The 21,065-nt window shown below is 74.5% G+C and carries 21 protein-coding genes and 1 pseudogene; 11 read left to right on the forward strand and 11 right to left on the reverse strand.

Annotated features, from left to right (window positions below):
- The 7 genes and pseudogenes from ACH4TG_RS39705 to ACH4TG_RS39735 form a co-directional block, all read right to left on the reverse strand.
- Positions 1–83 (reverse strand): annotated as a pseudogene (locus ACH4TG_RS39705) (electron transfer flavoprotein subunit beta); the annotation flags it as partial.
- Positions 84–358: 275 nt separating this feature from the next.
- A complete protein-coding gene (locus ACH4TG_RS39710) occupies positions 359–928 on the reverse strand; it encodes a flavin reductase family protein (RefSeq protein ID WP_398248040.1) in 570 nt (189 codons plus the stop codon).
- 354 nt (positions 929–1,282) lie between these two features.
- Positions 1,283–1,651 (reverse strand): TlpA family protein disulfide reductase, encoded by a 369-nt coding sequence (locus ACH4TG_RS39715; protein ID WP_398248042.1) that lies wholly within the window; start codon positions 1,649–1,651, stop codon positions 1,283–1,285.
- A gap of 59 nt (positions 1,652–1,710) precedes the next feature.
- Positions 1,711–2,313: a transglutaminase family protein gene (locus ACH4TG_RS39720; protein WP_398247976.1), complete on the reverse strand. Its 603-nt coding sequence runs from the start codon at positions 2,311–2,313 to the stop codon at positions 1,711–1,713.
- Between the two features lie 84 nt (positions 2,314–2,397).
- A complete protein-coding gene (locus tag ACH4TG_RS39725; protein WP_398247977.1) occupies positions 2,398–3,504 on the reverse strand; it encodes a threonine aldolase family protein in 1,107 nt (368 codons plus the stop codon).
- Positions 3,501–4,259: an SDR family NAD(P)-dependent oxidoreductase gene (locus ACH4TG_RS39730; protein WP_398247979.1), complete on the reverse strand. Its 759-nt coding sequence runs from the start codon at positions 4,257–4,259 to the stop codon at positions 3,501–3,503. Before ACH4TG_RS39730 ends, ACH4TG_RS39725 begins: the two co-directional genes overlap by 4 nt.
- 23 nt (positions 4,260–4,282) lie before the next feature.
- On the reverse strand, positions 4,283–5,680 hold the full coding sequence (locus tag ACH4TG_RS39735; RefSeq protein WP_398247981.1) for a DUF6421 family protein: 1,398 nt from the start codon (positions 5,678–5,680) through the stop codon (positions 4,283–4,285).
- A 274-nt stretch (positions 5,681–5,954) separates the two neighbouring features.
- Here ACH4TG_RS39735 and ACH4TG_RS39740 point away from each other — a divergent pair, with 274 nt between their 5' ends.
- On the forward strand, positions 5,955–6,623 hold the full coding sequence (locus ACH4TG_RS39740; protein WP_398247983.1) for a glycerophosphodiester phosphodiesterase: 669 nt from the start codon (positions 5,955–5,957) through the stop codon (positions 6,621–6,623).
- Positions 6,624–6,701: 78 nt separating this feature from the next.
- Here the strand turns inward: ACH4TG_RS39740 and ACH4TG_RS39745 are convergent, their stop codons facing one another.
- Both ACH4TG_RS39745 and ACH4TG_RS39750 read right to left on the reverse strand, forming a co-directional pair.
- A complete protein-coding gene (locus tag ACH4TG_RS39745; protein ID WP_398247985.1) occupies positions 6,702–7,238 on the reverse strand; it encodes a GNAT family N-acetyltransferase in 537 nt (178 codons plus the stop codon).
- 101 nt (positions 7,239–7,339) lie between these two features.
- Positions 7,340–8,758, reverse strand: a complete 1,419-nt coding sequence (locus ACH4TG_RS39750; protein ID WP_398247987.1) for a PLP-dependent aminotransferase family protein — start codon at positions 8,756–8,758, stop codon at positions 7,340–7,342.
- On the opposite strand from ACH4TG_RS39750, the gene ACH4TG_RS39755 reads away from it, so the two are divergent.
- The 4 genes from ACH4TG_RS39755 (at position 8,757) to ACH4TG_RS39770 (ending at position 12,879) form a co-directional block, all read left to right on the forward strand.
- A complete protein-coding gene (locus ACH4TG_RS39755; protein WP_398247989.1) occupies positions 8,757–9,647 on the forward strand; it encodes a DMT family transporter in 891 nt (296 codons plus the stop codon). The genes ACH4TG_RS39750 and ACH4TG_RS39755 overlap by 2 nt on opposite strands.
- A gap of 404 nt (positions 9,648–10,051) precedes the next feature.
- Complete coding sequence (locus tag ACH4TG_RS39760) at positions 10,052–10,687, forward strand: DUF5134 domain-containing protein (protein ID WP_398247991.1); 636 nt, start codon at positions 10,052–10,054, stop codon at positions 10,685–10,687.
- A gap of 342 nt (positions 10,688–11,029) precedes the next feature.
- The gene (locus tag ACH4TG_RS39765; RefSeq protein WP_398247993.1) at positions 11,030–11,968 is read left to right on the forward strand and encodes a M56 family metallopeptidase; all 939 of its coding nucleotides are present in this window, start codon (positions 11,030–11,032) and stop codon (positions 11,966–11,968) included.
- A gap of 317 nt (positions 11,969–12,285) precedes the next feature.
- Positions 12,286–12,879, forward strand: a complete 594-nt coding sequence (locus tag ACH4TG_RS39770) for a TetR/AcrR family transcriptional regulator (RefSeq protein WP_398247995.1) — start codon at positions 12,286–12,288, stop codon at positions 12,877–12,879.
- Between the two features lie 79 nt (positions 12,880–12,958).
- On the opposite strand, the gene ACH4TG_RS39775 is transcribed toward ACH4TG_RS39770, so the two are convergent.
- On the reverse strand, positions 12,959–13,354 hold the full coding sequence (locus ACH4TG_RS39775) for an ArsR/SmtB family transcription factor (protein ID WP_398247997.1): 396 nt from the start codon (positions 13,352–13,354) through the stop codon (positions 12,959–12,961).
- A 130-nt stretch (positions 13,355–13,484) separates the two neighbouring features.
- Here ACH4TG_RS39775 and ACH4TG_RS39780 point away from each other — a divergent pair, with 130 nt between their 5' ends.
- From ACH4TG_RS39780 to ACH4TG_RS39805, 6 genes are all read left to right on the forward strand, one after another.
- On the forward strand, positions 13,485–14,585 hold the full coding sequence (locus ACH4TG_RS39780) for an NADH:flavin oxidoreductase/NADH oxidase (protein WP_398247999.1): 1,101 nt from the start codon (positions 13,485–13,487) through the stop codon (positions 14,583–14,585).
- A gap of 130 nt (positions 14,586–14,715) precedes the next feature.
- Positions 14,716–15,801, forward strand: a complete 1,086-nt coding sequence (locus ACH4TG_RS39785; RefSeq protein ID WP_398248043.1) for a WD40/YVTN/BNR-like repeat-containing protein — start codon at positions 14,716–14,718, stop codon at positions 15,799–15,801.
- A gap of 118 nt (positions 15,802–15,919) precedes the next feature.
- Positions 15,920–16,597, forward strand: a complete 678-nt coding sequence (locus tag ACH4TG_RS39790; RefSeq protein ID WP_398248001.1) for a uracil-DNA glycosylase — start codon at positions 15,920–15,922, stop codon at positions 16,595–16,597.
- A gap of 28 nt (positions 16,598–16,625) precedes the next feature.
- The gene (locus ACH4TG_RS39795; protein ID WP_398248003.1) at positions 16,626–17,468 is read left to right on the forward strand and encodes a phospholipid scramblase-related protein; all 843 of its coding nucleotides are present in this window, start codon (positions 16,626–16,628) and stop codon (positions 17,466–17,468) included.
- Positions 17,469–17,470: 2 nt separating this feature from the next.
- Positions 17,471–18,499, forward strand: a complete 1,029-nt coding sequence (locus tag ACH4TG_RS39800) for an N-acetylglucosamine kinase (protein ID WP_398248005.1) — start codon at positions 17,471–17,473, stop codon at positions 18,497–18,499.
- 286 nt (positions 18,500–18,785) lie between these two features.
- The gene (locus tag ACH4TG_RS39805; protein WP_398248007.1) at positions 18,786–19,682 is read left to right on the forward strand and encodes a sirohydrochlorin chelatase; all 897 of its coding nucleotides are present in this window, start codon (positions 18,786–18,788) and stop codon (positions 19,680–19,682) included.
- 93 nt (positions 19,683–19,775) lie between these two features.
- Here the strand turns inward: ACH4TG_RS39805 and ACH4TG_RS39810 are convergent, their stop codons facing one another.
- Positions 19,776–20,816 carry a lactonase family protein gene (locus ACH4TG_RS39810; protein ID WP_398248008.1) on the reverse strand — a complete coding sequence of 347 codons (1,041 nt, stop codon included), beginning with the start codon at positions 20,814–20,816 and terminating at the stop codon, positions 19,776–19,778.
- Positions 20,817–21,065 lie beyond the last annotated feature (249 nt).

A 21,065-nucleotide genomic window follows, 5' to 3' on the forward strand; every position in this document is an offset into this window, starting at 1 on the left:
TCCGTCGTCAGATCCTCAGCGAAGTGCCGATCACCCGTCGCATCCGGCACATACTTCACAGCCACAACGATCCTCAAGCTCACGCCAGCACTCCTACTGCTCGTCCTGCTGCTTCGTTCTGCACGTCTTCGTCCACTGCCCCGGACCGGACCGGGCCCACCGCACGCCGCGGAATCCACCCGGAATGGCAGCATAGGCGCCTGCGGCGGCCGTCCCCGGCGGGGACGCAGCAACGTCCTCGACCGAAATATTACTCGCCAGTAGACAGCGGCGGGAGCAGAGCCGCAAGCGTGCCGCACTGTGAGGTGGCCGACCCGCGCGACACGCCCCCACAGGCGGTCGGCGGGCGCCCGGACGGTCAGCCGGGGAGGTGGTGGAACCCGCCCTGGTGGTACAACAGCGGCCCGCCGGGGCCGTGCGGGTCGCCGGCCACGGCCTCGGCGACGACGATGCGGTGGTCGCCGGCCGGCACGCGGCCGGCGATCCGGCCCACCAGCCAGGCGGCGACCCCGTCGAGCAGCGGCACACCGTGCGGCCCCGGGGACCATGCGGTGGCGGGGCCGAAGCGGTCGGCGCCGCTGCGGGCGAACAGCGCGGCGAGCGACTGCTGGTGCTCGCCGAGGACGTGGACGCCGACGAACGACGCCTCGGCCACCGCCGGCCAGCACGAGGATCCGAGGCTGATGCCGAAGGACAGCAGCGGGGGCTCGACGGCCACCGAGGTGAGCGAGGTGGCGGTGAAGCCGACCGGGCCGTGGGGTCCTGAGACGGTGACGACCGCGACCCCCGCGGCGTGGCGCCGGAACACCGCACGGAAGACGTCGGCCTGGAAGGCCGCTCCCCCGTCCGTGCCCGGCTGCGCCGTGCGGCCGGCGCTCCGGGCCTGGCGGGGCAGGGCGGGAGCCGGACCGTGGGGCCGGTCCGGCACCTGGTCGTCGGGGGTGATGTCGGTCGTGGCGGTCACCGGGTGTCCTTCTGCATCGGGCGGGTCCTGCGTCCTGCGGCTCGCGGGCACGGCGGGCTCAGCAGCGTGGACGCCGCCACGCGCCCTCGGGCCGCGTGACGTGAGCGCCGGCGTGGATGCGCGGAAGGAGATCACGGGCCATCACGTCAGAGTGACGATTCGAGGCGCACCCCGTCAAGGCGGCCCCGGCAGATGGAAGGTCCGTCACATCGCCTGCCGGACGGCCGTACCTGCGGCGATCCCTGGGGCGTCCGGGCAGGTCCCATGGGCGCGGCAGGGGTGCACTCGGGGACGAACCGGCGTGCCGCGCGCGGCGGTTCACGCGGACCGGACCGCGGCGCCGAGGGCCGCGATGACGTCCGCGCGGCGCGGCTGGCCCGATGCCCTGCGCACCACCGCCCCGTCCGCGTCGAGCACCAGCACGGTCGGGGTCTTGAGGATGCCCAGCCGGCGGACGAGGTCCAGGTGCGCCTCGGCGTCGATCTCGACGTGCCGCACGCCCTCGACCATCCCCGCGACGTCGTCGAGGACCCGCCGGGTGGCCCGGCAGGGGGCGCAGAACGCGCTGGAGAACTGGACGAGGGTCGCCCGCTCGCCCAGCGGCCCGTCGAGTTCCGCGGCCGTCAGCCGCTGCCCGCCGTCCGTGGCCCGCACTCCTGTCCTCCTGCTCGACGTCGCTGCTCCGATCGTTCCCCTCAGCCTTGCAGCGTCGCGGCGGCCGCCGTGATTCCCGCGCGCGGCGGCGATCAGGACGGAAGTTCGCTCGGCAGGTCCAGGCGGGCGCGGTCGGGGGCCGCCCGGAGCGCGGCCAGCACCTCCGCTGCGGGCGCGGCGTACACCAGCGGGGACTCGGCCTCTCCGAGGTGCGGCCGCACCGGCCAGGCCAGTCGCTCCTCGTCCAGCGAGAAGGCGGCGTCGACGAGGCCGGGGATGTTGCCGCGGGCGTCGATCCGCGCCCAGCGCGTGCGGCCGGGCAGCAGCACCGCGTTGAGCCCGTGCAGGACCGGCTGGGTCCCGTCGTCCTCGGTGAGCCGCTGGTAGCACAGCCCGGCCGGGATGCCCCCGGCCCGCAGCAGGGCGGCCAGGGCGTGGGACTTGGCGTGGCAGATGCCGGTGCGCTGCTCCAGCACGTCCGAGGCGCGCCAGGTGACCCGCGGGTCGCCGGCGTCGGCGGAGTGCGGCACGGCGTCGCGGACGAACTCGTACGCCGCCTTCGCATAGTCATGCGGTTCGGAGGCAGCGGACCGCAGCCGCGCCGCGGTCTCCCGGATCAGCGGGTGCTGATGGTCGATGGCCTCGTCGGCCGCGAGATAGGCGGCCGGGTCGGCGGCCACGGGGATCGGCTCCATGACGAGGAGCCTAGGCAGCCACCGACCCGGTCGGCAATACATTTACGCTTCAATGCATATTCATGCGAGAGGAGCGGGTGCGGCTCAGCCGGCCATCTCCTCCGCGATGGCGGCGGCGAAGCCGTCCACGTCGGCCTCGGTGGTGTCGAAGGCGCACATCCACCGCACCTCGCCGGTCGCCTCGTTCCAGAAGTAGAAGCGGTAGCGCTTCTGCAGCCGCTCGCTGACCTCCCGCGGCAGCATCGCGAAGACCGCGTTGGACTGCACCGGCCGCAGCACGGTCACCCCGTCCACGTCCCGTACCGCCTGCTCCAGGCGGCGGGCCATGGCGTTGGCGTGTGCGGCGCTGCGCAGCCACAGGTCGCCGGCGAGCAGCGCCTCGAACTGGACCGAGACGAACCGCATCTTGGACGCCAGCTGCATCGACATCTTGCGCAGGTAGCGGATCGAGCGGACCCGCTCGGGGCTGAGCACCACCACGCACTCGCCGAGCAGCAGGCCGTTCTTGGTGCCGCCGAAGGACAGCAGGTCGACCCCGGCGTCGGTGGTGAACGCCGCCAGCGGCACGCCGAGGGTGGCCGCCGCGTTCGCGATGCGGGAGCCGTCCATGTGCACGGTCATGCCCAGCTGGTGCGCGTGGTCGCAGATCGCCCGGATCTCCTCGGGCGTGTAGCAGGTGCCCAGTTCGGTGGTCTGGGTGAGCGAGACGACCTGCGGCTGGGCGCGGTGCTCGTCGTCGAAGCCGTACGCCTGCCGGTCGATCAGCTCCGGCGTGAGCTTGCCGTCCTCGGTGGGGACGGTGAGCAGCTTGAGGCCGCCGACCCGCTCGGGCGCGCCGCACTCGTCCACGTTGATGTGCGCGGACTCGGCGGTGATCACCGCGCCCCAGCGCTCGGTGACGGCCTGCAGCGCCGTCACGTTGGCCCCGGTGCCGTTGAAGACGGGGAACGCCTCCGCGGTGGGGCCGAAGTGCGCGCGGAAGACGTCCTGCAGGTGCCCGGTGTACACGTCCTCGCCGTAGGCGACCTGGTGGCCGCCGTTGGCGAGGGCGAGCGCGGCGAGCACCTCGGGGTGCACGCCCGCGTAGTTGTCACTGGCGAACCCGCGCACCTGCGGGTCGTGGCGCCGCACGGCGTCGGTGGCGGGCTGTCCGGTCACGTCCGGGGTGTCCGGGTCGGTCGGGTCGGTCACGGTCGGGGCGTCAGCCACTGTCGGGTCCCGTTCACTTCCTTGGGGCTTGCGTTCCACACGTCGGCGATCGCCTGGGCGAGGTCGTGGACGTCGGTGAAGCCGGCGAATTTGGCGTTGGGGCGCTGGGCCCGCAGCTCATCGTGCACCAGTGCCTTGATCACCAGGACGGTGGCCGCCGCGGTGGGGCCGTCGTCCGGGCCGAGCTTGCGGAACGAGTCGCCGAGGGCGAGCGTCCACGCCTCGGCGGCCGCCTTGGCGGCGGCGTACGCCGCGTTGCCCGCGGTGGGCGCGCTGGCGCCGGCCGCGCTGATCAGCACGTACCGGCCGCCGGGGCTGCGCATCAGGCCGTCGTGGAACGCCAGCGAGGTGTTCTGGACGGTGCGGATCAGCAGGTCGTGCAGCGCGTCCCAGTCCGACAGCTCGGTCTCCGGGAAGGACGCGGAGCCGCGCCAGCCGCCGACCAGGTGCACCAGGCCGTCCACCCGGCCGTGGTCCTTCTCGATGCGGCCGGCCCAGTCCTGGGTGGCCTCCAGATCCAGCAGGTCCACGATCTCGCCGGTGATGTCCGCGCCGCCCGCGTCGTAGCGCGCCGCGTCGACCGACTCGGCGAGCCGTCCCGGGTCGGCGTCGGCCGCGATCACGTGCCCGCCGGCCCGTGCGAGCCGCTGCAGTACCGCGCGCCCGGCCGGTCCACCGGCGCCCGCCACCGCGATCACGGCGCCGTCGAGCCCGCCCGCGTAGGTGTCCGTCGTCATCTCCGCCTCCTCGCCCGCACCGGTCATGCGACGCCTCGCAGCGCGCTGTCGCCGGTGATGCCCTTGGTCGAGGCGATCACCTCACGGAGCTTCTTCGCAAGGGCCTCGTAGAACATGCTGAGCGGAAACTCGTCCGCAAGCACGTCGTCCACCAGCTTGCGCGGCGGGAGCGACAGATCCAGGGCGTCGGGACCCTTGGCCCAGACCGAGCCGGGATGCGGGGAGAGGTACGTCGCGACCAGTTCGTAGGCGGCGAACCAGTGCACGAGCTTGGGGCGGTCGATGCCGTCCCGGTAGAGCGTCTCGATCTCGGCGCAGAGCTGGTTGGTGACCTGCGGTGCGCGCTCCCAGTCGATGTGCAGGGTGTTGTCCGTCCAGCGTACGGCGTCGTGCTTGTGCAGGTACGCGAAGAGCAGCTGTCCGCCGAGCCCGTCGTAGTTGCGCACCCGCTCGCCGGTGACCGGGAAGCGGAACAGGCGGTCGAAGAGGATGGCGTACTGCACGCCCAGGCCCATCGGGTGGCCCTCGGCCTGCAGCTTGACGGCCTCCTTGAAGCTCGTCAGGTCGCAGCGCAGCTCCTCCAGGCCGTACATCCAGAACGGCGCCCGCTGCTTGATCATGAACGGGTCGAACGGCAGGTCGCCGTGGCTGTGGGTGCGGTCGTGGATCATGTCCCACAGCACGAAGGTCTGCTGGGCCAGCTCCTGGTCCTCGACCAGGCGGGCGGCCTCCTCGGGCAGCTCCAGCCCGAGGGTCTCGACGGCGGCGGCGCTCACCCGGCGGAACCGGGCGGCCTCGCGGTCGCAGAAGATCGCGCCCCACGTCCAGCGCTCGGGAGCCTCGCGGACCGCCACGGTCTCCGGGAACAGCACGGCGGAGTTGGTGTCGTAGCCCGGGGTGAAGTCCGCGAAGGTGATCGGCACGAAGAGCGGGTTGTCGTAGCGGGTGCGCTCCAGCTCGGCGAGCCAGTCCGGCCACACCACGTCGAAGACCACGGCTTCGAGGTTGCGGTCCGGGTTGCCGTTCTGCGTGTACATCGGGAAGACGACGAGGTGCTGCAGACCGTCGCGGCGGTCCTGCGCGGGCTGGAAGGCCAGCAGCGAGTCCAGGAAGTCGGGGACGCCGAAGCCGCCGTCGGCCCAGCGGTGCAGGTCCGCCACCAGGGCCTCGTGGTAGGCCGCGTCGTGCGGCAGTTCGCCGGACAGCTGCTCGACCGCGTCGACGACGCGGCCCAGGGTCTTGGCGGCGTCCTCGCGGCTGGGCGCGTTCTCGGCCTCGAAGTCGATCGAGCCGTCCTTGCGCTGCCACGGCCGGATGGCTTCGACGGCCTGCTTCAGCACCGCCCACTGAGGGTGGCTGGTGACTCCCTCGCCGGACGTCCCGCCCTCACCGCGCGTCGTCGGCAAAAGAATTTCACTCATGACCCCTCCTCCACAAAAGAACTTGTCGTCCCGCCCACCGTAGCCGCGCCCACCGGCATCGATCAAGGGGAGCCGACGGAGATCATGCGGCAACATGGGGGTGCAGCCGGTATTTTTCCTGCGAGTTCCCCGGAACGGGCGAGGAAAACGCGCACAATCCCCGGGTAGCGGGTAGGGCGAGCGAACGGACCCGCAGCGGCCGGAGCGGCACGCGACGCCGGCGCGTCACGGCGCGTTCGGCCCGGCGTCGCCGGCTCTCGCTAGGGTGCGGGACATGAGCTTCCTCACCGTCGGTCACCGCGGCGTCATGGGCGTGGAGCCGGAGAACACGCTGCGCTCGTTCCGCCGCGCCGAGCAGGCCGGCATGGACCAGATCGAGCTGGACCTGCACCTCAGCAAGGACGGCGCGCTGATCGTCATGCACGACGCGGACGTGGACCGCACCACCGACGGCAGCGGGATGATCCGGGACCTGACCCTGGAGGAGATCCGCGCCCTGGACGCGGGACGGGGCGAGCGCGTGCCGGTCTTCGAGGAGGTCCTGGACGCGGTGGACCGGCCGCTGCAGGCCGAGATCAAGGACGTGGCCGCCGCCCGCGTGCTGGCCGGTGTGCTGCGCGAGCGCGGCGTGCAGGACCGCGTCAGCGTGCTGTCGTTCCACGACGAGGCGCTCGCCGAGATCCACACGCTGCTGCCGGGGGTCCGCACGGTGCTGGTCGCGAGCGACCTCGGGCCGCACATCGTGCCGCGTGCCCAGGCGGTCGGCGCGCGCCTGGTCAGCCTGGACCTCACGCAGCTCAACCTGGACACCGTGCGCCGCTGCCACGCGGCGGGGATCGACGTGATGGCGTGGAGCGTCAACTCCGCGCGGGACTGGGCGCTGGTGCGGGCGCTCGGCCTGGACGGCGCGGCCACCGACCTGCCCGAGGAGCCGGCCGCCTGATCCGCGGCCCTGACCCGGACCCGCCCCGCGCCGCTCGCGTGCGGGCGCGGTGCCGGCCCGCGGCGGCGCGCCCCGGGTTCAGCCGAGCCGCTTGGTGAGCAGCTCGAACTCCAGGTCGTCGCGGGTGGGCAGCCCGAACCGCTCGTTGCCGTAGGGGAACGGGCTGGTCTCGCCGGTGCGCGCGTAGCCGCGGCGCACGTACCAGGCGATGAGGTCCTCGCGGACCGAGATGACCGTCATGTGCATCTCGGACACCCCCCACTCGTCGCGGGCGAACCGCTCGGCCTCGGCGATGATCAGCTTGCCGAGCCCGGCACCCTGCAGGGTCGGGCGTACCGCGAACATCCCGAAGTAGGCGTGCTCGCCGCGGTGCTCCAGCTGGCAGCAGGCCACCAGCTCGCCCGCGCTCTCCACCGCGACCAGCTGGCTGCCGGGCTTCTCTATGACGGCGAGCACACCGGCGGGATCGGTGCGCTGCCCTTCCAGGATGTCGGCCTCGGTGGTCCACCCGGTCCTGCTGTCGTCGCCGCGGTAGGCGGACTCGATCAGCGCGACGAGCGCGGGCACGTCGTCGGCGGTGGCGGCGCGGAACGTGGGCTGAGCGGCGATGTCCATGGCGGTCAGGCTACCGAAGGGGCCGGGCGTGGCCCGAGGCCGTCCAGGCCCCTCCCGAGGGCAGGCCCTGCCCTGGCCCCGGTCCGCTCTCACCGCCCGGCTCAGCGGCAGTCGCCGAGCGCCGCGGCCAGGCGGCGGACCCCCTCGGTGACCTCCTCGGCGCCCGAAGTGTCCGCGAAGGTCACCCGGACGAAGGGCGCGGGCGCCTCGGCGGGGAAGTACGGGCGTCCGGCGGCGACGGCCAGCCCGCGGCGCAGGGCGGCGGCGGTCAGCGCGGTCTCGTCGGTGCCGTCGGGCAGCGGCAGCCACAGGTGGTAGCCGCCCTGCGGGGTGGCGGCCGGGGCGAGCGCGGGCAGATGCTCGCGCAGGGCCGCGATCATCGCGTCGCGCCGCTCGCGCAGCCCCGCGGCCACCGCGCGCAGATGGCGCGGCCACGCCGGCGCCCCGACGAGTTCCAGCGTGGCCTCCTGCAGTGGGCGGGGCACGAAGAAGCTGTCGACGACCTGGATGGCGCGGAGCCGCTCCAGCACCGGCCCGCGGGCGACGAGCGCGCCGATCCGCAGGCTCGGCGAGGTCGGCTTGGTCAGCGACGCGACATGGACCACGGCGCCGTACGGGTCGTCGGCGACCATCGGCGGCGGCAGCGGCCCGCCGTGGCCCAGCCGCCGGGCGAAGTCGTCCTCGATGACGAACGCGCCCGCGGCGTGGGCGATCTCGCGCACCTGGCGGCGCCGGGCGTCGGAGAGCACCACCGCGGTCGGGTTGTGGAACAGCGGCTGGCACAGGAACGCGCGGGCGCCGCTGGCGGCGAAGGCGTCGGCCAGCAGGTCCGGGCGGACCCCCTCGCCGTCCACCGGGACCGGCACCGGCCGCAGGCCCGCAGCGCGGGCCGCGGCGAGCGCCCCGGGATACGTCGGCGACTCCACCAGGACGGCGCCGCCGGGCGGCGCGAGGGCGTGCAGGGCGGTGGCGAGCGCCGCCTGCCCGCCCGCGGTCACGAGCACCTGCGCCGGCCCGACGCCGGTCTCGCGGGCGAACCAGCTGCGCAGCGCCGCGAGCCCTTCGACGGGCGGCCGGTCCCACGCGCCGGGACGGCGGGCGGCCCGCGCCAGGGCCCCGCCGAGCGCCTGCTCGGGACGCAGCGAGGGGTGCAGGTAGCCGCTGTGGAAGGCGATGACGCCGTCGGGGGCCGGGGCCAGGCAGGCGATCACGGGCGCGGCGTCCACCACCCGCGGCGCGGCGTCCGGGTCCTCGGCGGTGAGGGCGACCTGCTGCCACGACGTGTCCGCCGCCGGGCCCTTCGGCTCGCGCGCGGCCGCGCGGAACGTGCCGGCTCCGGGGCGGGTGACGACCAGCCCTTCCGCGGCGAGGCCGGCGAGCGCCCGCGACACCGTCACCGGGCTGACGCCGAACCGGTCGACGAGCGCCCGGCTCGACGGCAGCTTCTCGCCGGGAGAGAAGCGGTGCAGCTCCCCGCGCAGGGCGTCGGCGACAACAGCCGCACTGCTATCGTTGTTCATGACAGCTGAGAATAGCGCTACTCCCACCGCCCCGATAGCGCTCGGCGGCACCGCACTCGCCCTCCTCGGGGTCGCGGCGTTCTCCCTGACCTTCCCGTCCACCCACTACGCGCTCACCGGGTTCGGCCCCTGGTCGACGGTGACGGTGCGGGCGGTGCTCGCGGCCGCGGTCGCCGGCGCGTTCCTGGCCGCCGGGCGGGCGCCGGTGCCGGACCGGGCGCACTGGCCGGGCCTGGCGGTCGTGGTCGGCGGTGTCGTCGTCGGCTTCCCGCTGCTGACCACCCTCGCCCTGGTGTCCACCGGCACCTCGCACGCCGCGGTCGTGGTCGGCGCGCTCCCCCTGTGCACCGCTGCCCTCGGCTCGCTGCGCACCGGAGTGCGCCCCTCGCGCACCTTCTGGGGCGCGGCTCTCGCGGGCGCCGCGGTGGTCGTCGCCTTCGCCCTCGGTCAGAGCGGCGGCGCGCCGACCGGCGCCGACCTGTACCTGTTCGGCTCGCTGCTGGCGTGCGCGGCCGGCTATGTGGAGGGCGGGCGCCTGGCGTCGGTGATGCCCGGCTGGCAGGTGATCGGCTGGGCGCTGGTCGGGGCGCTGCCGCTGTCGCTGCCCGCCGCGGCGGTCGCCGTCTCGCTGGAACCGGCGCACCTGACCGGGCAGTCGGTCGGCGGGCTGCTCTGGGTCTCGGTGGTGTCGCAGTTCCTGGGGATGCTGGTCTGGTACCGGGGCATGGCCCGCATCGGCGTGGCGAAGGCCAGCCAACTGCAGCTGGCGCAGCCCGTCCTGACCCTGGTGTGGTCCTCGGTGCTGCTGGGCGAGCACCTGGGCGCGGCGACGCTGCCGGCCGCGCTGGCGGTGCTGGTGTGTGTGGCGGTCACCCAGCGGGCGCGCTGACGCCCGCGCGCGAGGGGGGAGTTGACGCCCGCGTCCGAGGGCGCGCTGACCCCGGCGTCCCAGGGGGAGTTGACCCCCGACACGCGGCGGGCGCCGGGGGACGTCGGCGCGGTCCGGCGGGCGGGTCGCCGTGTCGTGCCGGTCCCTCGCCCCGCGCGGGGAACGCGGGCGCGGCCGGAGTGCGCGGGGCGCGCAAGCCCGGCCGCCGCACTCCCCCGGGTACCCCCGTGCGCAGGCGTGTGCGCCCTCGGAGATGGGCACGACTCAGGCGGACGACCGTGCGGGCCGCACCACGGCCGGACCGCGTCTGCCGCCCGGCCGGGGGGCGGACGGCAGATGCGGGGACGGCAAGGAGCGGCACGGCCGCGCGGCAGGGAGGGGCGCGACATGATCGGGGGACGGCGATGCACGGACCACCGCTGGTGTCCTGGCTGCTGGTGGCCCTGAGCCTCGCCGCGGCCGTGTCCTGCCTGCTGCGCGGCGCGGCCAGGGACGAGGCGCTGACCGGTGCCGGGATGGCCGTCATGGCCGTGCCGCTGTCCGTCCTCGACCCGGGGCCGTGGGTGGCGCCGGTGCTGGCCGTGGTGTTCGCGGGCGCCGCCGTGCACTCGGTGGCCCGGCGGCGCACCCATCGCCTCCACCACACCGTCTGCTCGGCCGCCATGGTCTACATGGCGCTGGCGATGTCCCGCCCGGGTGCCGCCCACGGCGACCACGCGGGCCACCACGGCGCGGGCAGCCCGCTGCTCACCGGAGTGCTGCTGCTGTACTTCGCGGGGTACGTGCTGGTGGCCGGCACCCGCGTGGTGGCCGCGCCCGCGCACATGACCGCGGTCCACGGTCCGGCCGCCATGGACGAGGCGGTCCGGAGGACGCCGGCCCGCGGAACGGCGGTGCGCCGGGCGGCACTTCCCGGCGGGCCGGCCGGCGCGATACCCGGCGCCGCCTCCGCCCTGCGCCTGCGGCAGTCACCCGAGGTCGCGGTGGCCTGCCGGGTCTCGATGGCCCTCGGCATGGTCGCGATGCTCCTTCTGATGTGACGCCCCGGCCCCCGCGGCCCGCCGTCGCGGTCCCGGGGACGGCCCGCGGACCGACTCTGTTCCTCCCGGGCGACGTCACGCCTTCGGCCGGACGCGACGCCGGTGCGTCCATTGCGTCCCGTGCTCCCGTACATCGCGTGCGTCCCGCGCGCCCGTCAGCCGCGCGGGCCCCTCCCCCGATGCCGCTCCGGCGGGAAGCGCGCCCGCACGACCGGCCTCGCGGTGCAGGCGGGCCCGCGTCAGGATCGGTCCCGCGCGACCTGCCGACACATCCTGTGAGTGATGCGTCACATCCCGTCGGGCGCCGTACCCGGACGTGGCCGCCGTCCCTAGGCTGATCACATGACGGTCGCGATCGTGCTGCTGGTCCTCGGCGCACTCGCGGCGGCGACGGCGCCGCGCCTGCTCTCCCGTGCCGACTGGCCGGAGCGCGAACCGGTGCTGGCCCTGTGGGTCTGGCAGTGCGTGGTCGCCGCCGTACTGCTGTGCTGCGTGCTGGCCATGGCACTCGCCGGATCGGCGGCCTGGGCGGAGGTCCGCGGCAACGTCTTCGCGTTCGCGCCCAGCGGCGTCGTGGAGGCCTACGGGCTGTCGGACTACGGCCACTGGGCCGGCTGGCTCGCCGCGGCCCTGGCGCTCGGCGGGGTGTGGACGGCCGCCATGCTCACCCGCGAGGTGCGTGCGGCCCGCGCCAGGCGCCAACGGCGGCACACCGAACTGCGGGTCCGCGCGCCCCGGTTGCCGGGCGAGTCGGTGCCGCCCGAGGAGCGCCTCGTGGTCCTGGAGGACGCCCGTCCCGACGCCTGGTGGCTGTCCGGCGCGCAGGGCCAACTGGTCATCACCACGGGCGCGTTGCAGCGACTCAAGGGCCGCCAGTTGGACGCGGTGCTGGCGCACGAGCAGGGCCACGCGCGCGCCCGCCACGACGTCCTGCTGAACTGCGCGGGGGCGCTGGCCGGCGGCTTCCCCCAGGTGCCGGTCTTCGATGCCTTCCGCGACCAGGTGCACCACCTGGTCGAACTGGCCGCGGACGACACCGCCTCGCGCCGCTTCGGCCGGCTGACGACCGCCCTGGCGCTCGTCGAACTCAACGAGGAGCGCGGGGCGTTCGGCCCGGGCGCGGGCCCGGACGGCGCGCTCCAGGGCCGGGTGCACCGGCTGCTGGACGCCGCGCCCCGGCTGCCGCTGGCCCGCCGTCTGCGGGTGACCGCGTGCGCGCTGCTGGTGCCCGCGGTGCCGGTGATCATCGCGTTCGGCCCCGGACTGCACGCGCTTACATGACGGTTCCGCGGCGGCGGAGAACGGCTCTGGCGGGGAGTACCGGAATCGGCGGTGCGGGCCGGTGCAGACCCGGGGCGTCCGGCCGAGGAGGCGGAGCGCGCTCCGGCGCCGACGGCCGCCGCATCGCCGTGACCTGCCCGAACGGTGGCTGAGGAGCGTCTGTCGGCCCCGACGATCCCCCGCGTCGCCGGGGCCGGCAGACGTTCATTCCCCTCACGGACCCCGTGGTCCGGAGGGACGCGCTGAGTATATTGGCTCTGAGCCAGTCAACGCAGGAGTAAAGCATGTCCCCTCGAAGCGCTTCCGTCAATGAAGCCATGCGACAGCGGTCGCGCGAACGCCTCCTGCAGGCCACGGTCGAGCTCGTGGAGGAACGCGGTTACGAGGCCACGACCTTGGGTGACATCACCCAGCGCGCGGGGTCGGCACGCGGACTGGTGTCGTACTACTTCTCCGGAAAACGCGCGCTGCTGCAGTCCGCGGTGCACCGGCTGATGCACCGGGAGCTCGCCGCCGCCCTGGAGAGCGAGCCGCCGGCGAAGGACGGCGACGAGCTGCTGGCCCGCGCCATCGACGCGATCCTCAACCTCACCCGGACCCGCACCACGCTGATGCGGACGCACATGGCCTCGATCCTCCAGGAGGAGGGCTTCATCCAGTGCCCCGAGCAGCAGCGCCTGGCCTTCCTACTGCGGGACACCGTGGAGCGCTGGGGCTCCGACAACCCGGAGGAGGAGTACAAGCTGCTGCGCGCCCTGCTGATGGGCTCCACGGTGGCGCTGCTGCTTCCGGGCGCGCCGATGCCGCTGGCGCTGCTGCGCGCGGAGTTGTTCCGGCGGTACGGGCTGGACTGGTCGGCGGGCCTCCCGCCGGAGGACACCCCGGGGCTCGAACCGGCCGCGAGGGCCTGAGCGGACGCCGCCCGGCGGCGGGTCCGGTTCCGGCCCGGCGGCAGAGTCGGTCGACCTGCGGCGGACCCGGCCCCCGGGTTCAGTTCCCGGAGAGCCGCTCCTCCTGTGCGGCCGCCGCCGCCAGCACCCGCTCCAGCAGCCCGGGGAACAGCGCGTCGAGGTCCGCGCGGCGCAGCCCGTTCATCTTCGACGTGCCGCGGTAGACCTGGCAGATGACGCCGGCCTCGCGCAGCACCCGGAAGTGGTGCGTGGTGGTGGACTTGCTGACCGGCAGCGGCACTTCGGAGCAGGCCACCTCGGCGCTGGCCGCGGCCAGTTCGCGGACGACGGTCAGCCGCATCGGGTCGGCCAGCGCGTGCAGCACCTCTTCGAGGCGGATGTCCTCCGTCGCGGGGTGCTCCAGGTGGCGGCCGGCGGCCGAGGCGTCGCCGTCCGGTCGGGTGGCGGTCGAGGAGCTGGGGGCCGAGGGGGTCATGAACGTCATATTACGACGACTCTCGTAGTTTGACAGTTGCCGTACTACGGTGCCTATCGTAGGAAGCGGTCCGGCGGCCCCTGGCGCGCCGAACCCTCCTATTTCTGCTGCCCGATCCGAGGAGCATGCCGTGAGCGCACTGTTCGAGCCCCTGACCCTGCGGTCCGTGACGATCCGCAACCGCGTCTGGATGGCTCCGATGTGCCAGTACTCGGCGGCCCCGGCCGGACCGGAGCAGGGCGTGCCGAACGACTGGCACGTCACGCACTACGGCGCCCGCGCGGCCGGCGGCGCCGGCCTGATCCTCACCGAGGCCACCGCGGTCAGCCCCGAGGGGCGGATCAGCCCGGCCGACCTGGGCATCTGGAACGACCGGCAGGTGGAGGCGTTCTCCCGGATCACCCGGTTCGCCAAGGAGCAGGGCGCGGTCCCCGGCATCCAACTCGCCCACGCGGGGCGGAAGGCGTCGACCGACCGGCCGTGGCGGGGCGGCGCGCCGCTGTTCGGCGGCGAGGAGGGCTGGCAGCCGGTCGGCCCCAGCCCCGTGCCGTTCGCCGACGGCCACCCGGTGCCGGACGAGCTGTCCGAGGCGGACATCGCCGAGGTCGTCGAGCAGTTCGCGGCCGCCGCCCGCCGCGCCCTGCGGGCCGGCTTCCAGGTCGCCGAGCTGCACGGCGCGCACGGCTACCTGATCGGGGAGTTCCTCTCCCCGCACAGCAACCACCGCACGGACGGCTACGGCGGCCCGTTCGAGAACCGCGTCCGGTTCGCGCTGGAGGCCGTCGACGCGGTCCGCGCGGTGTGGCCCGACGAACTCCCGCTGCTCTTCCGGATCTCCGCCACCGACTGGCTGGACGCCGGCGGCTGGACGGCCGACGAGACCGTGCGGTTCGCCAAGGAGCTGCTGGTGCGCGGCGTGGACCTGCTGGACGTCTCCACCGGCGGCAACGCGGCCGGGGTGCGGATCCCGCTGGGGCCGGGCTACCAGGTGCCGTTCGCGGCCCGGGTCAAGGCGGAGACCGAGCTGCCGGTGAGCGCGGTCGGCGAGATCACCGACGCGCGGCAGGCCGAGACGATCCTCACCAGCGGCCAGGCCGACGCGGTGATGCTGGGCCGCGCGCTGCTCCGGCAGCCGACCTGGCCGCTGCAGGCCGCCCACGAGCTGGGCGCCCCGGCGTCCGCCGCGGTGCCGCCGCAGTACGCCCGCGCGTACCCGCGTCCCGTCGCCTGACCTTCTCCGCGGCTCCTCACCTCCGCCCCGCGCTGTCACCTGCGGCGATGCCCGCAAGGGGGACGTTGTCAGTGGGTGGGTGCAGACTCTTGTGATGTCGAGCACATCGCAACGCGGAGGTGAGGACGTCATGGACGACGTGCTGCTCGCAGTGGGTACGCAGAAGGGGTTGTTCCTCGGCCGGCGGCGCGGCGGCTGGGAGTTCACCGGGCCGCACTTCCCGATGCAGGCGGTGTACTCGGTGGGGATCGACACCCGGAACGCGTCCCCGCGCCTGCTGGTGGGCGCGGACAGCTCCCACTGGGGCCCGTCGGTGTTCCGCTCCGACGACCTCGGCGAGACGTGGCACGAACCGGCCCGGCCCGCGGTGAAGTTCCCCGAGGACACCGGGACTTCCCTGGAACGGGTCTGGCAGCTGCACCCGGCGGGACCGTCCGCACCGGGCGTCGTCTACGCGGGCACGCAGCCCGGCGCGCTGTTCCGCTCCGAGGACGACGGCGAGACCTTCACCCTGGTGCGGAGCCTGTGGGACCACCCGCAGCGCCCGCAGTGGGAGGCCGGGTTCGGCGGCCAGGCCGTGCACACCGTCGTGACCCATCCCTGTGACCCGGATCTGGTGACCGTCGCCGTGTCGACCGGCGGGGTGTACCGCTCCAAGGACGGCGGTGCGAGCTGGGTGCCGTCCAACTCCGGTGTGCAGGCCACCTTCATGCCCGAGGAGCAGCGCTTCCCGGAGTTCGGGCAGTGCGTGCACAAGGTCGCGCAGGACGCGGTGGACCCGGACCGGCTCTACCTGCAGAACCACGGCGGGGTGTACCGCAGCGACGACGGCGGCGCCCAGTGGACGAGCATCGCGGAGGGCCTGCCCGCCGACTTCGGCTTCGCGGTCGCCGCGCACAAGCACCGCGGCGACGTGGCCTACGTCTTCCCGCTGAGCGCCGACGCGTTCCGGATGCCGCCGGACTACCGCTGCCGGGTCTACCGCACCGAGGACGCCGGCGGCAGCTGGACGGGGCTGTCGGCGGGCCTGCCCGACGCACCGTCGTACGGCGTGGTGCTGCGCGACGCCATGTGCACCGACGACGCGAACCCCGGCGGGGTGTACTTCGGCAACCGCAACGGCGAGGTGTACGCCAGCGCCGACCAGGGCGACAGCTGGGAGCAGGCCATCGCGCACCTGCCGGACGTGCTGTGCGTGCGGGCGGCCGTCGTCTGACCGTCGATGCGCGGTCCTCCGGGCGTGCCCCGGCGGCCTCGCCCAGGGCCGCCGGCCTCCGGCCGGATCCCCGATCCCCGTCCGCAGCACCCTCGTTGAGCCAGTAGAGTGACGGATCGTGACTGCGCGACCCTTGCACGAAATCGTCGAGCCGGGCTGGGCCAAGGCGCTCGACCCGGTGGCCGACCGGATCGCGGCCATGGGCAGCTTCCTCCGGGACGAGATCGCCGCCGGCCGCACCTACCTACCGGCCGGAGCGAACGTGCTGCGCGCGTTCCAGCAGCCGTTCGACGAGGTGCGGGTGCTGATCGTCGGCCAGGACCCGTACCCCACCCCGGGCCACGCGGTGGGCCTGAGCTTCTCCGTGGCCCCCGACGTGCGGCCGCTGCCGGGCAGCCTGGAGAACATCTACCGGGAGCTGGTCGACGACCTGGGCGTGCCGCGCCCGTCCAACGGCGATCTGACCCCGTGGACCCGGCAGGGCGTCCTGCTGCTCAACAGGGCGCTGACGACCGCCCCGCGGCGCCCCGGCGCGCACCGCGGCAAGGGCTGGGAGCAGGTCACCGAGCAGGCGATCAGGGCGCTGGCCGCCCGCGGCCGGCCGCTCGTGTCGATCCTGTGGGGGCGTGACGCGCGCAACGTGCGGCCGCTGCTGGGCGACCTGCCGGCGATCGAGTCGGCGCACCCCTCCCCCATGTCCGCGGACCGCGGGTTCTTCGGCTCCCGTCCCTTCAGCCGCACGAACGAACTCCTGACACGCCAGGGTGCGGACCCGGTGGACTGGCGGCTCCCCTGAGCGGTCACCGCTTAGGTACGCTTCCCCGGTGACGACGCATCCGAATACCCCGGCCGGCTGGTACGCCGACCCGCAGGGCACTCCGAACCTGCTCCGCTACTGGGACGGCACCCAGTGGACCGAGCACACCAACCCGGGTCAGGTGCCGCAGCAGGCCCAGCAGGGCGGCGGGAACGCCTGGGAGCTGAACGTCAGCGGCGCTCCGGACCCGTCCAAGATCCAGCGGCAGGTCCAGCAGCAGGCCGGTGTCGCGCCGAGCGGCTTCGGCGGCGGCACCCTGTTCACCGAGCCGATCCTGGTGGTGAACCAGAAGGCCAAGCTGATCGAACTCGTCAACGAGTACAGCGTGTTCGACCAGCAGGGCCGCACGCTCGGCTCGGTCGTGGAGATCGGCCAGAGCACCGCCAAGAAGGTGCTGCGCTTCGTCTCCAGCGTGGACCAGTTCCTCACCCACAAGCTCGAGGTCCGGGACGCCCAGGGACAGCCGCAGCTGGTGCTGACCCGCCCGGCGAAGTTCATCAAGTCCAAGGTGCTGGTGCACCGCGCCAACGGCGAGCCGCTCGGCGAGATCGTGCAGCAGAACGCCTTCGGCAAGATCAACTTCGCGTTCATGTACAACGGGCAGAAGATCGGCGCGATCAAGGCCGAGAACTGGCGCGCCTGGAACTTCGCCATCGTGGACCACACGGAGCAGGAGATCGGCCGCATCACCAAGACGTGGGAGGGCCTCGCGAAGACGATGTTCACCACGGCCGACAACTACGTGCTGCAGATCCACCGGCAGCTCGCCGACCCGCTGCTGAGCATGGTGGTCGCCTCGGCGCTGACCGTGGACACCGCGCTCAAGCAGGACTCGCGCGGGCTCGGCTGAGGGTGCCGGACTCCGACTCCGCGTGGGTGCTCGGCGTCGACTCCGGCGGTTCAGGGCTGCGCGTCGAGCTCGCCCCGGCCGCCGGTCCGACCGGGTCGGGCACCCGCGCCTCGGCGCCGCGCCCGGCGGTCACGGGTGACCGCGGCATCGACGCCACGAGCCTGCTCGGCCTCGTGGCGCCGCTGGCCGAGCAGTTGATGCGGGAGGCCGGCGCGGCACGGATCGACGCCGCGTGCGTGGGCGCGGCCGGCATGGCCACCCTCGGCGACGACCTGCGGGCACGGCTGCCCGGGGCGTTCGCCGACGCGTTCGGCGTGCGGCGGCTGGCGCTGGCCGGCGACGCGGTGACCGCCTACGCGGGCGCCCTCGGGCTGCGGTCCGGTGTCGTGGTGGCGGCCGGCACCGGGATGATCGCGCTGGGCGTGTCCGCCGACGGCACCCGCTGGCGGCGCGCGGACGGCTGGGGCCATCTGCTCGGCGACGCCGGCGGCGGCGCCTGGATCGGCCGCGAGGGCCTGGACGCCGCGATGCGCGCCCACGACGGCCGGGCGGGCGGTTCCACGGCGCTGCTGGCGCTGGCCGAGGAGCGGTTCGGGCCGGCGGCGTCGCTGCCCGGCCGGCTGTACCCGCGGCCCGACCGGCCCGCGGTGCTGGCCTCGTTCGCGCCCGACGTGGCGCGCTGCGCCGCCGAGGACCCGGTGGCGTCGGAGATCCTGCGGCGGGCGGCCACCCACATCCTGGAGGCCGCGGCCGCGGTCCGCCCGGGCCCCGGCCCGGTGGACGTGGCCCTGGCCGGCGGGCTGTTCGGGATGGGCGAACCGCTTCTGGACCCGCTCCGCGACCAGGCCGAGTGGCTGCTGCCCGAGGCGGACCTGCACGCCGCGGCCGGCGATCCGCTGGACGGCGCGGTGCTCATCGCGTCGGCCCTGCACCGTTCGGCGCTGGCCCTGCCCGCCGACGGCGTCCTGCTGACACTCACCGGGACGGATACCGCGGCCGGCGGCCGGCCGGCTCCGGAGACCGTTCGCTGAACGCTCGCGGGGTCCCCGGGGATCTCGCGGGGACCTCAAGTGGCGCCGCCCGCCACGCCCGTCACGCCCGCCCACCGGGCACCGCGCACCTTCCGCGGGCCCGCCGGACGCGGGCGTCCCACGCGCGCCGGCAGGCCCGGCGGCAGCGCATGTGTACAGGTCAGACTCGGTTGCTGACCGAACGTGTCCGGCGCGGGCCGGGGGAATCGGACAGTTCCGGACAGCCGTGGCCTTCCTCGTACCCGCCCGAACATCGAGGCCGCGCAACGCGTTAGCATGCGACGCCATGAGCACTGCACCAGGCCCCTCCTCCGGCCTCCCCGTACGCATGCCGCGTCCGCGCCAGCCCGGACGACACCGCCGACCGGAGGCGCTGGCCGCGCCCGAAGGCGCGCCGGTTCTGGTCCTGGCGGTACCCGGCACACCGACCGCCGCGGCGCTCAGCCTCGCCGAGGAGGTCGTGAGCCTCGCCCGCTCCGAACTGTCCGGCCTCGACCCGCGGATCGCGTTCGTCGACGGCGAGGACACCGACGCCGACGGCGCGGAGTTCCCGTCGCTGCGCAGCGTGCTGGACCGGGTGGCGGCCGAGAAGCCCGGCGACGACGTCTCCGCCGTGGTGGTGCCCCTGCTGGCCGGCCCCGAGGCGTCGGTGCTGCGGCGCGTCCGCCAGGCCATCGCGGACAGCAAGGCGCAGGTCGAACTGACCGACGTGCTCGGCCCGCACCCGCTGCTCGCCGAGGCGCTGCACGTGCGGCTGTCGGAGGCGGGTCTGGCGCGCGCAGACCGCGCCCGGCTGTTCACCGTCGCCACCGCGGCCGACGGCATCATCCTGGCCACGGTCGGCGGCGAGGAGGCCGCCCAGGCCGCCGGCGTCACCGGCCTGCTGCTGGCCGCCCGGCTGGCCGTTCCGGTGCTGGCCGCCGCACTGGACGAGGACGGCGCCATCGCGCGTGCCGCGGAGCAGCTGCGCACGTCGGGCTCCGGCACGCTGGCCCTGGCGCCCTGCCTGATCGGCCCGGAGATCGCCCCCCAGCTGCTGCACACCGCGGCCGCCGAGGCCGGCTGCTCCGGCGCGGACGCGCTCGGCCCCTACCCGGCGGTCGGCAAGCTGGTCGTCACGCAGTACGCCACGGTCCTGGGCATCGCCCTGCAGACGCCGCAGGGCGTGCAGGCCCGGCCGTAGCCAACGGACGGCAACCAGGGGCCGTCGCGGCGGCCCCTGGCGCACACGCAAACGCGGGCGGTCTCCCAGAAGGGAGGCCGCCCGCGTCCGTGTTCAGGCGAAGACGACGCAGGACACCGCGGGCAGCGCCAGGGAGCCGGCCTGCTTGGGGATGCCGGTCGCCGGGTCGACGTCGAACCAGGTGACGTCGCCCGAGCGCTCGTTGGCCGCGTACAGCCGGGTGCCGGACGGGTCGAGGGTGAGGTGCCTGGGCCAGTCGCCGCCGCAGCTGACGGTGTCGACGAGTTCGAGCCGTTCCCCGCTCTCGTCGATGGCGAGCACGGCGATGCTGTTGTGGCCGCGGTTGGCGGCCCAGGCGAACCGGCCGTCGGCCGAGACCACCAGTTCGGACGGGTAGTTCTCGCCCGCGCTGCCGTCGGGCAGCACGCACACCTCGGCGAGCGGCCGCAGGCTGCCCTTCTCCGCGTCGAAGCGGCACACGGTGACCACCGAGTCCAGCTCGTTCATCACGTACGCGTGCGCCCCGCCCGGGTGGAAGGTGAGGTGGCGCGGGCCGATACCGGAGCGCAGGCCCAGCTCCCGCTCGATCTCCAACTCGCCGCTTTCGGCGTCCAGTTCGCACACCCGCACCGAGTCGGTGCCCAGGTCCACGCTGACCGCCCAGCGTCCCGTCGGGTCGGGCAGCACAGCGTGCGCGTGCGGCGCCTCCTGCCGGTCGCGGTTCGGCCCGTCGCCCTCGTGCTCCAGCACCGAGCGGACCTCGCCGAGGGCGCCGTCGTCGAGCAGCGACAGCACCGTGACGCTGCCGGGCGCCGCGTAGTTGGCGGTGAGCAGGTGGCCCCGGTGGACGGCCAGGTGGGTGGGGGCGCCGCCGCGCACCGGCACGGGTGCGCCGAGCAGCGCGGGCGCGGCCGGGTCGGCGAGGGAGAACGCGGCGGCGGCGCCCTCGGGTTCGGTCTCGCTCACGGTGTAGAGCGTGCGCCCGTCCGCGGACAGGGTGAGGAAGGAGGGGTTGGGCACCTCGGCCGTGTCCCCGAGCGCGGTGAGCGCTCCCGTTTTCGGATCCACGCCGGCCGCGGTGAGGCCACGGCCTCCCGCCGACGTGAACGACCCGATATAAGCGTGCCCGGCCACTGCCGTACCTCTTCCGCCTGATGTCTTTACGGCGGCTGAGAGTAGTACGTGACGTCCGTTACGTCGCCCCCGGGTCCTGCCGCCGGCGGTTCGGCGGCGGCCACGGCCCGCGTGACGCCCGACCGGCACCCGTATGGGGGGAGTTACGCCCGGCGGCGGCCGCGCGCCCCAGGCGGCGGCCTGAGCGATGCGGGGTCCCGTGTCCGGGCCGCGGGGAGAACGGTGCGGGGATCCCGTGTCCGGGCCGCG

It is taken from the genome of Streptomyces sp. NPDC020917 (assembly GCF_044333795.1).
In the GTDB taxonomy this organism is placed as follows: domain Bacteria; phylum Actinomycetota; class Actinomycetes; order Streptomycetales; family Streptomycetaceae; genus Actinacidiphila.